The 13,637-nt window shown below is 68.8% G+C and carries 10 protein-coding genes; 6 read left to right on the forward strand and 4 right to left on the reverse strand.

The annotated features are described in order from the left end of the window. Positions 1–22 precede the first annotated feature (22 nt). Positions 23–676, forward strand: a complete 654-nt coding sequence (locus tag CFB82_RS23180) for a TetR/AcrR family transcriptional regulator (RefSeq protein ID WP_089485435.1) — start codon at positions 23–25, stop codon at positions 674–676. A 24-nt stretch (positions 677–700) separates the two neighbouring features. Here the strand turns inward: CFB82_RS23180 and CFB82_RS23185 are convergent, their stop codons facing one another. Further along, positions 701–1,612 carry a LysR family transcriptional regulator gene (locus CFB82_RS23185; RefSeq protein WP_089485436.1) on the reverse strand — a complete coding sequence of 304 codons (912 nt, stop codon included), beginning with the start codon at positions 1,610–1,612 and terminating at the stop codon, positions 701–703. A 108-nt stretch (positions 1,613–1,720) separates the two neighbouring features. On the opposite strand from CFB82_RS23185, the gene CFB82_RS23190 reads away from it, so the two are divergent. After that, a complete protein-coding gene (locus tag CFB82_RS23190) occupies positions 1,721–2,482 on the forward strand; it encodes an SDR family NAD(P)-dependent oxidoreductase (protein ID WP_089485437.1) in 762 nt (253 codons plus the stop codon). Between the two features lie 58 nt (positions 2,483–2,540). Here the strand turns inward: CFB82_RS23190 and soxR are convergent, their stop codons facing one another. Beyond that, entirely contained in the window at positions 2,541–3,020 is a 480-nt protein-coding gene (gene soxR / locus CFB82_RS23195) for a redox-sensitive transcriptional activator SoxR (RefSeq protein ID WP_069252028.1), read from the reverse strand. Positions 3,021–3,100: 80 nt separating this feature from the next. Here soxR and CFB82_RS23200 point away from each other — a divergent pair, with 80 nt between their 5' ends. The 3 genes from CFB82_RS23200 to CFB82_RS23210 are packed head-to-tail and all read left to right on the forward strand — an operon-like array spanning position 3,101 to position 9,028. Then, a complete protein-coding gene (locus CFB82_RS23200) occupies positions 3,101–4,333 on the forward strand; it encodes an efflux RND transporter periplasmic adaptor subunit (RefSeq protein WP_089485438.1) in 1,233 nt (410 codons plus the stop codon). A 13-nt stretch (positions 4,334–4,346) separates the two neighbouring features. After that, positions 4,347–7,520: an efflux RND transporter permease subunit gene (locus tag CFB82_RS23205; RefSeq protein ID WP_089485439.1), complete on the forward strand. Its 3,174-nt coding sequence runs from the start codon at positions 4,347–4,349 to the stop codon at positions 7,518–7,520. Further along, on the forward strand, positions 7,517–9,028 hold the full coding sequence (locus CFB82_RS23210; RefSeq protein ID WP_089485440.1) for an efflux transporter outer membrane subunit: 1,512 nt from the start codon (positions 7,517–7,519) through the stop codon (positions 9,026–9,028). The genes CFB82_RS23205 and CFB82_RS23210 overlap by 4 nt, the downstream gene beginning before the upstream one ends. A 58-nt stretch (positions 9,029–9,086) precedes the next feature. On the opposite strand, the gene aceE is transcribed toward CFB82_RS23210, so the two are convergent. Beyond that, positions 9,087–11,771 carry a pyruvate dehydrogenase (acetyl-transferring), homodimeric type gene (aceE, locus tag CFB82_RS23215; RefSeq protein ID WP_089485441.1) on the reverse strand — a complete coding sequence of 895 codons (2,685 nt, stop codon included), beginning with the start codon at positions 11,769–11,771 and terminating at the stop codon, positions 9,087–9,089. Between the two features lie 173 nt (positions 11,772–11,944). On the opposite strand from aceE, the gene CFB82_RS23220 reads away from it, so the two are divergent. Next, a complete protein-coding gene (locus CFB82_RS23220; protein WP_069252022.1) occupies positions 11,945–12,400 on the forward strand; it encodes a MarR family winged helix-turn-helix transcriptional regulator in 456 nt (151 codons plus the stop codon). 18 nt (positions 12,401–12,418) lie between these two features. Here the strand turns inward: CFB82_RS23220 and CFB82_RS23225 are convergent, their stop codons facing one another. After that, the gene (locus CFB82_RS23225) at positions 12,419–13,537 is read right to left on the reverse strand and encodes a transketolase-like TK C-terminal-containing protein (RefSeq protein WP_089485442.1); all 1,119 of its coding nucleotides are present in this window, start codon (positions 13,535–13,537) and stop codon (positions 12,419–12,421) included. Between the last annotated feature and the right edge of the window lie 100 nt (positions 13,538–13,637).

The raw sequence follows: 13,637 nt of genomic DNA on the forward strand, positions 1-13,637 counted from the left end.
CATTCAAGGAGAGCAGGAAGACGTGGCTGAAGTCACTGAGCGCGCGCCGGCCAAGCGGCGTATGCGAGGGCGGCCGCTGGCCGGGGCGTCCGTGGGGCCGGACGTGATATTGCGGGCTGCGCGCCGCACGTTTGCGAAGCGCGGCTACGACGCCACGAGCGTGCGCGAAGTCGCGCGCGAGCTGGGCGTCGACGCGGCGCTGATCGCACACCATTTCGGTACCAAGGAAACGTTGTGGCTGGCGGTCGTCGAGCAGATCGCCGAGCTGGCCGAGCCGATGTTCGACGCGCTGCGCGCGTTGCGCACGTCGCCGCTGCCGCAACGCGACCGTGTACGGCGCGCAATCGAGCTGTGTGTCGACCACGAGTTCGACGAGCCCGACCTGGGCATGTTCTTCTCAACGGCGGCGACCGAAGTGGGCGGGCGGCTCGACCGGCTGCAGGCGCGGCTCGTGCGTCCGTATTACGACGTGATGTTCCCGCTGCTGTCGGAGGCGGTAGAGGCCGGTGTGATCCGCCCGGTCGATCCGACGGTGCTGTTCTTCATGATCGCGAGCGCGATCGGCACGACTGTGTCATACAGTCACATGATGCTGGAGTACACGTCGCTGCCCACGCGGCAGGACGCGTTCCGGCAGGCCGTGGTGGACATTGCGTTCAACGTCATCGGCGGCTGAGCACGGCGCGCGTGACGCGCGCGGTCACGTCGCCAGCACCAGCCCCAGTTCGCGCACCGCGCTTCGTGCGGTCTCGCGCAACGCATCGACGAGCGGCGAGGGCGTCCGGTACGCGATCGCCAGCTCGTACGCGAGCGGGCTGCCCGCATCCTTCAGTTCGCGGAACGTAATGCCTTGCGGCTGCATCGGCACGAACAGGCGCGGCATCAGCGCGACGCCGATGCCGCCCGCGACGAGCCCGGCCGTCGTCTGCATCTGGCGCGGCTGCTGGACGATGCGCGGCGCGAAGCCGGCCTGCGCGCATGCGGTCACGATCAGCGCGTGCATGCCGGGCCCGTGGTGCGCGGCAAACATGACCCACGGTTCGTCCGCCAGTTCGGCAAGCGCGATGCGCTGGCGGCGTGCGAGCCGGTGACCGTCGGGCAGCGCGGCGACCATCCGGTCGCGCAGCAGCGGCTCGACGCGCACGTCGCCCGCATCGGCCACCGGCAGCACGACGAGGCCGACGTCCGTGCGGTCCTGGCGCAGCGCGAGTACCTGCTCGGCGGTTGTGCCTTCCTCGAGCTGGAAATCGACGTCCGGATGGCGTTCCTGGAACGCGCGGAGGATCAGCGGCAGCAGCGCGTTGACCGTGCTGTCGACGAAACGCAACCGTAGCGTGCCGCCGAGGCCGGCGCCCGCGCGGCGGGCCACGGCCACCGCGCGCTCGGCCTGTTCGAGCGCGCGCCGTGCTTCGAGCAGGAACGCGTCGCCGGCCGGCGTGAGCGCCGTGCCGCGGTTGTCGCGCTCGAACAGCACGACGCCCAGCTCGTCCTCGAGCTTGCGGATCGCCGCGCTGAGCGGCGGCTGCGCCATGTGCAGCCGCTCGGCCGCGCGCCGGAAGCTGAGCGTCTCGGCGATCGCGATGAATTGCCTGAACTGGCGTAGATCGATCATGCGATACCTTTCGCGTATCAGTGGATCATCGAATTCGTATTTTACCTATCACACTGCGCTGCCCAGAATGGTCTTGTCATCAACGGTCGACATTCGGGAGGGCAGGTCATGCCAGTGAGGGAACAGGAGCGAACGGCAATCGTCACGGGCGGGTCGAGCGGGATCGGCTTTGCGATCGCGCGCCGGCTGGTGGAAGACGGGTATCGCGTCGCGATCGTCGGGCGCGACGCGGCACGGCTGGAAGCGGCCGTCGCGCGGCTTGGCGGCGCGGCGATCGGGCAGACCGTCGACCTGAGCGTGAGACGGGAGGCGGAGGCGGCGGTGGCCGCGATCATCGAGCAGTGGTCTTGCATCGATGTGCTGGTCAACAACGCGGGGCTGACCGGCCGCGTCGGCGCGGATACCGAGGCGGGCGAGGCCGAGCGCGTGTGGGACGCCGTGCTCGACGCGAACCTGAAAAGCCTGTTCGTGACGACCATGGCTGTGCTGCCGCACCTGGCCGAGCGCGCCGCGAGGATCGTCAACATCGGTTCGATCGCGGCGCGCGCCGGCAGCCTGCTGCCGGGTGGCCTGGCGTACGCGGCGGCGAAGGCCGGCGTCGAAGGGTTCACCGTCGCGCTCGCGCGCGAACTCGGGCCGCGCGGCGCCACGGTCAATACGGTCGCGCCCGGCTATATCGCCGACACGCGCTTCTTCGGCGAAAGCGGCGTCGCGCCGGCCATTGCCGCGACGATCCGCGAGCAGACGCCGGCCGGCCGCGCCGGGCATCCGGACGATATCGCGGACGCGGTCGCGTGGCTCGCCGGGCCGCGTGCATCGTTCGTCACCGGTGCGACGATCGCGGTGAACGGCGGCTGGCGGGTCGGGTGACGCAATCTACCCAGGTGGCCGGATGCGGTGGCATCGCGCGCCACATCCGGCCTGCCGGTCATTCGATATCCACGGGCGGCTTGTCGCCGAGCCAGCGCCGCGCGCCGGGCCCGTTGCGGCCCGCGCGGTCTTCCGGGTTCGTCAGCTTGCAGCGCTTCAGCGACAGGCAGCCGCAGCCGATGCATTCGTCGAGGTTGATGTACAGACGCTGCAACTCCTCGATCCGGCTCGCGACGCGCTGCTTCCAGCCGCGTGACAGCCGCTGCCAGTCCTTGTTGCTCGGCGCGGTGTCCTCGGGGAGGCTGACGAGCTGCTCGGCGATCTCGTCGAGCGAATAGCCGATCTTCTGCGCGAATACGATGAACGCGATCAGCCGCAGCACCGCGCGCGAATAGTGGCGATGGCTCGAGCCGTTGCGGTGCGACTTGATGAGCCCGCGCGTCTCGTAGAACCGTAGTGTCGATGCCGGCACGCCGCTGCGTGCGGCCACTTCGCGGATCGACATCAGCGGCCATTTCGGTGTTTCCTGGATACCCATGTCGCCCCTCCGGGAAAACTTGACTTGAAGTTAACTTCAACTTTTATGCTACGCGGCAGTTTAACCCGTCGCGAGGCATCATGCTCTCCTTTTCCCTACGCAGGACGTCGCCTTTGGGCGCGGCCTGTGCACTGCTGCTGGCGTTGTCGGGCTGTCACGACGGCAAAGGCGCATCGTCGGCTCAATCCCTTCCCGAAGTCGGCGTCGCCACCATCGCACCGCGCACGATCCGCCTCGCGGACGAATTCAACGGACGCGTCGAAGCGGTCGACGCGGTCGAACTGCGGCCGCGCGTGAGCGGCTACCTGCAGCGCGTCGCCTACAAGGAAGGCGACCTGGTCGCGCAGGGCGCGCTGCTGTTCGAGATCGACCCGCGCCCTTACCGGATCGCGCTCGATCGCGCGAACGCGCAGCTGCAACGGGCCCGTGCGGCCGCGAGCCTCGCGAACGTGCAGCTCAAGCGCGTGCAGACGCTGATCGATGCGCATGCGACGTCGCAGGAAGAACTCGACAACGCGCGCGCCACGGCCGAGCAGGCGCGTGCGGACCTGCAGGCGGCCGACGCGGCCGTCGCCGACGCGAAGCTCAATCTCGGCTTCACCGAAGTGCGCGCGCCGATCGCGGGCCGCGTCGGCCGCGCGGTCGCCACCGTCGGCAACCTGGCGCGCGCGGACGACACGCTGCTGACGATGGTCGTGTCGCAGAACCCCGTCTACGTGTATTTCGACTGCGACGAACAGAGCTACCTGCGCTACAACGCGCGGCGCGCCGATCCGAAACATCGCGCGATCGGCGCCGATCCGGTGCGCGTGGGCCTCGCGAACGAGACGGGGTTCCCGCACGCGGGCACCGTCGACTTCCTCGACAACCGGCTCGATCCGCAGACCGGCACGATCCGCGCGCGCGTGCGGCTGCCGAATGCGGACCATACGTTTACGCCGGGCCTGTATGCGCGCGTGCAACTCGTCAGCGGTCACGACCAGGATGCGCTGCTCGTCGACGACAAGGCCGTGCTCACCGACCAGGACCGCAAGTACGTGTACGTGATCGGGCCCGGCGACAAGGCGCTGCGCCGCGACGTGACGATCGGCCGCGGGGTGGAGGGCGAGCGGATCATCGAGAAGGGGATCCAGGCGGGCGACCGCGTGGTCGTCGACGGGATGCAGCGGATCTACTATCCGGGCGCGCAGGTGAAGCCGAAGACGCTGCCCGCACGCGCCGACGCCGGTGCCGGCAATGACGCGGGCAACGGGCCGGGCAACGGCACGCAGGCCGTCGCCGTCGCCGATGCCGGCGCGCCGGCCGCGCAGTAACGGGAGACAGCCAATGGATTTCTCCCGATTCTTCATCGACCGGCCGATCTTCGCGGTCGTGCTGTCGATCGTCATCTTCGCGATCGGCCTGATCTCGATCCCGATGCTGCCCGCCGGCGAATACCCGGAAGTCGTGCCGCCGAGCGTCGTCGTGCGAGCGACGTATCCGGGCGCGAACCCGAAGGAGATCGCCGAATCGGTCGCCGAACCGCTGGAAGAGGCGATCAACGGCGTCGAAGGCATCATGTACATGAAGTCGGTTGCCGGGTCGGACGGCAGCCTGCAGGTGGTCGTCACGTTCCTGCAGGGCGTCGATCCCGACACGGCCGCCGTGCGCGTGCAGAACCGCGTGAGCCAGGCGCTGTCGCGCCTGCCCGACGAGGTGCGCCAGTACGGCGTGACCACGCAGAAGCAGTCGCCCACGCCGCTGATGTACGTGAGCCTCTATTCGCCGGACAACAGCCGCGATTCGCTGTACCTGCGCAACTACCTGACGCTGCACGTGAAGGACGAGCTGTCGCGGCTCACGGGCGTCGGCGACGTCGGCCTGTCCGGTTCCGGCGACTATGCGATGCGGCTGTGGCTCGACCCGAACCGGCTCGCGTCGCGCGGGCTGACCGCGAGCGATGTGATTGCCGCCGTGCGCGAGCAGAACGTGCAGGTGTCGGCCGGCCAGCTCGGCGCGGAGCCGTCGCCGAAGAAGAACGACTTCCTGCTGTCGATCAACGTGCGCGGCCGGTTGCGCACGGCGCAGGAGTTCGGCGACATCGTGCTGCGCACCGGCGACGACGGGCAGGTCGTGAAACTGTCCGACGTCGCGCGCGTCGAGCTCGGCGCGGGCGACTACACGCTGCGCTCGTATTTCAACGACAAGCCATCGGCGGTGGTCGGGATCTTCCTGTCGCCGGGCGCGAACGCGCTCGAGGTCGCGAAGGCCGTGTATGCGAAGTTCGACGAACTGTCGAAGCGCTTCCCGCCCGGCGTCGCGTACCGGCCCGTGTGGGATCCGACGGTGTTCGTGCGCGAATCGATCCGCGCGGTGCAGCACACGCTGATCGAGGCCGTCGTGCTGGTCGTGCTCGTCGTGATCCTGTTCCTGCAGACGTGGCGCGCGTCGATCATTCCGCTCGTCGCCGTGCCCGTGTCGGTGGTCGGCACGTTCGCGTGGCTCTACCTGCTCGGCTATTCGATCAACACGCTGACGCTGTTCGGGCTCGTGCTGGCGATCGGGATCGTCGTCGACGATGCGATCGTGGTCGTCGAGAACGTCGAGCGCAACATCGCGCAGGGCCTGAGCCCGCGCGACGCCGCACACCAGGCGATGCGCGAGGTGTCGGGGCCGATCGTCGCGATCGCGCTCGTGCTGTGCGCGGTGTTCGTGCCGATGGCGTTCATGTCCGGCGTCACGGGCCAGTTCTACCGGCAGTTCGCGGTGACGATCGCGATCTCGACGGTGATCTCCGCGATCAACTCGCTGACGCTATCGCCCGCACTCGCCGCGAAGCTGCTCCGTCCGCACGATGCGCCGAAGGATGCGCTCACGCGCGGGCTCGATCGCGCGTTCGGCTGGCTGTTCCATCCGTTCAACCGCTTCTTCGACCGCAGTTCCGATCGCTATCACGGCTTCGTCGGCCGCACGCTGAAGCGGCGCGGCGTGGTGTTCGCGGTCTATGCGGCGCTGCTCGCGGCCACCGCGCTGCTGCTCAACGCGGTGCCGGGCGGCTTCATCCCCGTGCAGGACAAGCTGTACCTGTTCGCGGGCGCGAAGCTGCCGGAAGGCGCGTCGCTCGCGCGCACCAGCGAGGTGACCGAGCAGATGACGAAGATCGCGCTCGGCACCGACGGTGTCGAAATGATGCCGGCGTTTGCCGGGCTGAATGCGCTGCAGGGCGTGAACACGCCGAACATCACGAACTCGTACGTGATCCTGAAGCCGTTCGACCAGCGCCACCGCAGCGCCGCGCAGATCAATGCGGACCTGAACGCGCGCTTCGCGGCCATCGGCGGCGGCATCACCTATGCGCTGATGCCGCCGCCGATCCAGGGCCTCGGCAACGGCTCGGGCTACTCGCTGTACCTGGAGGACCGCGGCGGGCTCGGCTACGGGGCCTTGCAGAACGCGCTCACCGCGTTCCAGGGCGCGGTCGCGAAGACGCCGGGGATGAGCTACCCCGTCAGTTCGTACCAGGCGAACATCCCGCAGCTCGAGGTGAAGGTCGACCGGTTGAAGGCGAAGGCGCAGGGTGTCGCGCTGACCGACCTGTTCAGCACGCTGCAGGTCTATCTCGGCTCGATGTACGTGAACGACTTCAACCTGTTCGGCCGCGTGTACCGCGTGATGGCGCAGGCGGATGCCGGCCACCGGCAGACGGCCGCCGACATCGCGAACCTGCGCACGCGCAACGCGAAGGGCGAGATGGTGCCGATCGGCTCGATGGTGACGGTGGCGCCCGCATACGGGCCCGACCCGGTCGTTCGCTACAACGGCTATCCGGCCGCGAACCTGATCGGCGATGCCGATCCGAAGGTGATGTCGTCGTCGCAGGCGATCGAGAAACTGCAGCAGATCGCGAAGGACGTGCTGCCGCCGGGCATCACGCTCGAATGGACCGACCTCAGCTACCAGCAGGTCACGCAGAGCAACGCGGCGATCGTCGTGTTCCCGCTCGCGGTGATGCTCGTGTTCCTGGTGCTCGCGTCGCTGTACGAGAGCTGGACGCTGCCGCTCGCAGTGATCCTGATCGTGCCCGTGTGCATTTGCGCCGCGCTGTTCGGCGTGTGGCTGTCGGGCGGCGACAACAACGTGTTCGTGCAGGTCGGTCTCGTCGTGCTGATGGGGCTGGCGTGCAAGAACGCGATCCTGATCGTCGAGTTCGCGCGCGAGCTCGAAATCCAGGGCAAGGGCGTGATCGAAGCCGCGCTCGAAGCGTGCAAGCTGCGGCTGCGCCCGATCGTGATGACGTCGGTCGCGTTCATCGCGGGCTCGGTGCCGCTGCTGATCGGCGGCGGCGCGGGCAGCGAAGTGCGCGCGGCCACCGGCATCACCGTGTTCGCGGGGATGCTGGGCGTCACGCTGTTCGGGCTGTTCCTGACGCCCGTGTTCTATGTGGCGATCCGCAAGCTCGCGGGCGGCACGCCGGCCGTGTGGAGCGAACACCACGGCACCCTCGAAGGAGAAAACCGATGAGCGCCGCTTTTCGTCTTTCCGCGCTCGCGATGTCGGTGACGCTCGCCGCGTGCGCGGTCGGCCCCGATTTCAAGCGACCCGACACGGCTACGGCCGCGCGGTTCGCGCGCGATGCGCGTTCGGCGGCGCCGTCCGGTACGACGCTGGATACGCCGCCCGACGCGTCGGCCGATGCCGATGCCGCGTTCTGGCGCGGTTTCGGCGATCCGGTGCTGACGCAGCTGATCGACACGGCGCTCGCGGCGAACCAGGACCTGCAGGTCGCCGTGTCGCGCTACGACGCATCGAATGCGCTGCTGTCGCAGGCCACGTTCGATCGTTACCCGACGATCACCGCGAGCGGGCAGATCGGCCATCAACTGATGAGCAAGGACCAGGCGTTCGGCGCGCCGCGCAGCCAGCGCGATACGCCGACGTCCAGCGTCGGGATCAATGCGGCGTGGGAGCTCGACCTGTTCGGCCGCGTGCGTCGTTCGATCGAGTCGCAGCGTGCGGAAACGGCCGCCAGCGCGGCGGACGTGCGCGCAGTGCGCGTCGCGATCGCCGGCGAGGTGGCGAGCACGTACGTCGACCTGCGCGGCTCGCAGGAGCGGCTGCGGATCGCGCGCGAGAACGCCGACAACCAGAAGCAGACGCTCGCGCTGATCAATGCGCGCGTCGGCGCAGGGCGCGGCTCCGAACTCGATGCGGCGCGGGCGCGCGCGCAGTACGAATCGACGACGTCGCGGATTGCCGTGTACGAAGCGGCGATCGGCGTTGACGAGCACCGGCTCGCGGTGCTGACCGGGCAGACGCCGGAGGCGCTGATCGGCCGCTTCGATCTCCCGAAGGCCGCCGCGTCGGCGGGCACACCGGTGCCGCTGCCGGCGCTGGCCGCCGACATCGATCCCGGCACGCCCGGCGACCTGTTGCGGCGGCGGCCCGACGTCGCGGCCGCCGAGGCGCGGCTGCACGCGGCGACCGCACGCGTCGGCGTCGCGACGGCCGACCTGTTCCCGCGCTTCACGCTGTCGGGGCTGCTGGGCAGCGCGACGAGCAGCTACGGGTTCTTCCGCGCGGGCAGCGACACGAACCTGATCGCGCTCGGCATCGACTGGTCGTTCCTCGACGTCGGCCGCGTGCGTGCGCGGATCGCGGCGAGCGATTCGGAAGCGGCCGGGCAGCTCGCGCAGTACCGGCAGACCGTGCTCGGGGCGCTGGAGGAAACGGAGAACGCGCTGCTGCGCGCTGCGCGCACGCGTGACGAGACGGGCCATCTCGTGCAGGCCGCGACCGACAGCGCGCGTGCCGCACAACTGGCGCAGGCGCGCTTTTCGGCGGGCGCGATCGACTACTACGAAGTGCTCGACGCGCAACGCACGCTGCTGCAGGCGCAGGATGCGGCGGCCGACGGGCAGATGCGCAGCGCGGCGTCGACGGTGGCGCTGTACAAGGCGCTGGCGGGCGGCTGGCCGTCGGGAACGGGGCAGGGCCCGCAGCAAGGCCCGCTCGCGCAGGCGGGGCAGTAGCGCGGGCAGGACGGTGGCGCTGCAGGCCGGGCCATCCCGCCTGCGGCGCACCGCGTGACTACACGCTGGCCGGATCGACCTTGTCGATGTCGATGTCGTAGCGCCGGATGGCTTCGCCGACGCGTGCACGCGGTATCACGCCGTCGTCGGCGAGCGCCTTCAGCGCCGCGATCACGATGAAGTGCCGATCGACCTCGAAGAACGTGCGCAGCGCGTCGCGCGTATCCGAGCGGCCGAAGCCGTCGGTGCCGAGCGACACGAAGCGCCGGCCGTCGACGAACGCGCGGATCTGGTCACCGACGATCTTCATGTAGTCGGTCGCGACCACCACCGGCCCCGTGCGGCCGTCGAGGCATTGCTGCACGTACGGCACGCGCGGCGCCTGCTCGGGATGCAGCAGGTTCCAGCGTTCCGCGGCGAGCCCGTCGCGGCGCAGCTCGTTCAGGCTCGTCGCGCTCCATACGTCACTCGACACGCCGAAGTCCTGCGCGAGCAGGTCGCTCGCGGCGATCACTTCGCGCAGGATCGCGCCGCTGCCCATCAACTGCACGTGCGGCGCATCGGCCGCGTGCGACGTGCCTTCGCGCAGCAGGTAAAGCCCCTTGAGAATGCCGGCTTCCGCGCCGTCCGGCAGCGCCGGATGCGGATAGTTCTCGTTGAGCAGCGTGATGTAGTAGTACACGTCCTCCTGTTCCGCGAACATCCGCCGCAGGCCATCGCGCACGATCACCGCGAGTTCGTACGCATAGGTCGGGTCGTACGATACGCAGTTCGGAATCACCGACGACAACACGTGGCTGTGCCCGTCGTCGTGCTGCAACCCTTCGCCCATCAGCGTCGTGCGGCCCGACGTCGCGCCGAGCAGGAAGCCGCGCGTACGTGCGTCGCCGGCTGCCCACGCGAGATCGCCGACGCGTTGCAGCCCGAACATCGAATAGAAGATGTAGAACGGAATCGTCGGCAATCCATGATTGCTGTACGCGGTGCCGGCCGCGATCCACGACGCGATCGCGCCCGATTCGTTGATGCCTTCCTGCAGGATCTGCCCGTCCTTCGCTTCCTTGTAGTAGCTGAGCTGGCCGGCGTCCTGAGGCGTATAGAGCTGGCCGAGATGCGAATGGATGCCGATCTGGCGGAACAGGCCCTCCATCCCGAACGTGCGCGATTCGTCCGGCACGATCGGCACGACGAGCTTGCCGAGTGCCGGATCCTTCAGCAGCGTGCCGAGGATGCGCACGAACGCCATCGTCGTCGACAGGCCGCGCTCGCCGCTGTCCTTGAGCTGACCGTCGAACGCGGCGAGCGGCGGCACCGGCAGCGGCGCCACGGTGCTGAAGCGGGCCGGCACGTGGCCGCCGAGTGCGGCACGGCGTTCGGCGAAGTAGCGTGCCTCGGCGCTGCCCGGCTCCGGCTTCAGGTAGGGCAGTTCGTCGAGCTGCGCATCGCTGACCGGCAGCGCGAAGCGGTCGCGAAACGCGCGTACGGCATCCGCGCTCATCTTCTTCAACTGGTGGTTCACGTTCTGGCCTTCGCCGGCTTCGCCCATCCCGAAGCCCTTGACCGTCTTCGCGAGCACGACGGTCGGCCGTCCGTCCGCGCGCATCGCCTGCGCATAGGCCGCATGCACCTTTTCCGGATCGTGGCCGCCGCGTGCCAGTTTCCAGATGTCGTCGTCGGACAGGTCCGCGACGAGCTCGAGCAGTTCCGGATACTTGCCGAAGAAATGCTCGCGCACGTACGCGCCGCTCTGCGACTTGAAGGTCTGGTAGTCGCCGTCGACGCATTCCATCATGCGCTGGCGCAGCAGGCCCGTCGTGTCGCGTTCGAGCAGGCGATCCCAGCTGGCGCCCCAGATCACCTTGATGACGTTCCAGCCCGCCGCACGGAACGTGCCTTCGAGTTCCTGGATGACCTTGCCGTTGCCGCGTACGGGGCCGTCGAGGCGCTGCAGGTTGCAGTTGACGACGAAGATCAGGTTGTCGAGCCGTTCGCGCCCGGCGAGCGAGATCGTGGCGAGCGATTCCGGCTGGTCCATTTCGCCGTCGCCGAGGAATGCCCAGACCTTGCGGCCCTGATGCGCTTTCAGCCCGCGATATTCGAGGTAGCGCATGAAGCGCGCCTGATACGCGGCCGTGAGCGGCCCGAGTCCCATCGACACGGTGGGGAATTGCCAGAAATCCGGCATCAGCCGCGGATGCGGATACGACGACAACCCGTCGCGTCCCGCTTCGCGGCCGGTTTCGCGGCGGAAGTTGTCGAGTTGCGCGTCCGTGATGCGGCCTTCCAGGTATGCGCGGCCATAGATGCCGGGCGCCGAATGCCCCTGGATGTAGACCATGTCGCCGTCGAAGGTGTCGGTGCGGCCGCGGAAGAAGTGATCGAAGCCGACGTCGTACAGTACCGCGGCCGACTGGTAAGTCGCGATATGCCCGCCGACGTTCGAATGGCGTCCGGCGCGCAGCACCATCACCATCGCGTTCCAGCGGATCATCGCGTTCAGGCGCCGCTCGAGCGCAAGATCGCCCGGATAGGCCGGCTGCCGTTCACGCGGCACCGTGTTCACGTACGCGGTCGTCACGCGGCCGTGCAGGTCGCCGTGGCGTGCCGCGTCGAGGTCGGAAAGCTGGTCGAGCAGGTAGTGCGCGCGCGGGCGGCCTTCGAGCGCGATCACGGATTCGAGCGCATCGAGCCATTCGCGGGTTTCCTGCGGGTCGATGTCGGGTAGCGCGAGAGGTGCGGTCATGCAATGTCTCCAGAAGCATAAGGCTGCGCGGGGCGACGGTCGTGGCGCCGCGTCGCGCGACGGAACGCCCGCCGATCGGCAGGCATATAGTTGCAATTGCAATCGTATGAAGGCAATTGTTATCGAGGTAAAATTTAATTGCAACTGCAATTCAACGAGAGGAACGACCTGACATGAGCGCACCCGAACCCGATCTGTGGTTCTCGTTCGTCCGCGCGCACCGGACGATGATTCGCGAGATCGAGCGCCGCCTCGCGGCGGCCGGCCTGCCGGCCTATGCGTGGTACGACGCGTTGTGGGGGCTCGAAAGCGGGCCCGACGGCACGCGCCGTATGCACGAGCTGGCCGACGTGCTCGCGATCGAGCGCTACAACCTCACGCGGCTCGTCGACCGGCTCGAACAGGAGGGGCTCGTCACGCGTGCCCGTTCGGCGGACGACGGCCGCGCCGCCTATGCGAGCATCACCGACAAGGGGCGGACGCTGCGCAAGAAGATGTGGAAGGTGTACCAGTCGACGGTCGCGGAACTCTTCCTCGATCAGTTCGGCGGCAAGGAGCAGGCGACGATAGCCGCCGCGCTCGATCGTGCGACCGCCGCGGCGCGTGAGGCGGGAGCCGACGCGAAGTAGCGGCGGCCAGCCCGCGCGTCAGTCGCTCGCATAGCGGCGCATCGCCTGCGCGGCCCAGTCGGCCGGCACGCGGCCGTCGTCGGCCAGCAGGCGAAGCGCGACCGCGGCAATCCAGCGCGCACTCGGCACGCGCGTGCCGGGGCCCGGGCCGGCCAGATCCGCGCCGAGCGCCGCGAAGCGGGCCGGTACGAACGCGCCGATCTGCGCGGCGACGTGCCTCGCATAGCCCGTCACCGCGAGCACCGGCGTGCGGCTGTCGCCGAAGCATCGGCGGACATGCGCGATCTGCGGTTCGTCGTGCGGATGCAGCAGGTTCCACCGGTCGGCTGCATGACCGTCGCGGGCGAGCTGCGTGTAGCTCGGGCAGCTCCAGATCGTCGAATCGATGCGCCATTCGTCGTGCAGCAGGTCGGCCGCCTCCATCACCTGCGCGAGCGTGCTGCCCGCGCCGCACAGCCGGATCTGCGCAGCCGCGCCGGCCGCCGCGCGACGGCCGGCCCGCACCATGCCGCTGAACGCATCGCGGGCCGCTTTGGCCGACAGCGGTTTCGCATCGGGCACGAGATCGCCGTGGCTCGCCAGGTAACAGAATCCCGGCTGGCCGGCGACATAGAGCGTGCGCAGCGCGTGGCGCAGGATCGCGATCGCCTCGTGGCCCGACGCCGGATCGTACGGCGTGCACGCGGGGTTCGCGGCCAGCCAGTGCGGGACGTCGGGCGTCACGCCTTTCGGCCAGGACGACGCGACCGTTTCGGCATCGTTGACGAAGATCCCGCGATCGATGGTTTCGACCGACGCCAGCCGCAGCCGGTCGGTCGCGCGCGCATGCAGCAGGTACAGCAGCGGCTTCTCGAACCGCTTGCGCGCATCGAGAAACCGTAGCGGCCATGCACTGATGCGGCGATGTGCGTCCGCGTCCGCAGACGGCTCCCGCGCATCGGCGCGCACGATCCAGACACGTTCCGATGTCGCCGCATCGCGTTCGAGGCAATCGGCGGCCGCGCGCATCGCGCCGAGCGGCGACACCGAACGGCCACGCGGCGCGAGCCGCTGCGTGATCAGCCTGTCGAGGCAGGCCGCCGCGGCGCGGCGGGTGTCGGGTGTCCGTACGGGCGGACCGGATCGCGCAGTCTGCATGTCCCTCCTTCGAGTACTGGCATGTCACCAGGGTTATCGGTTCCGGCATAGGATTGCAATTGCAACGATTGTAGTTGCAACGATAACCGGAAGACAAGGA

Source organism: Burkholderia sp. HI2714 (assembly GCF_002223085.1).
Classification (GTDB): domain Bacteria; phylum Pseudomonadota; class Gammaproteobacteria; order Burkholderiales; family Burkholderiaceae; genus Burkholderia; species Burkholderia lata_D.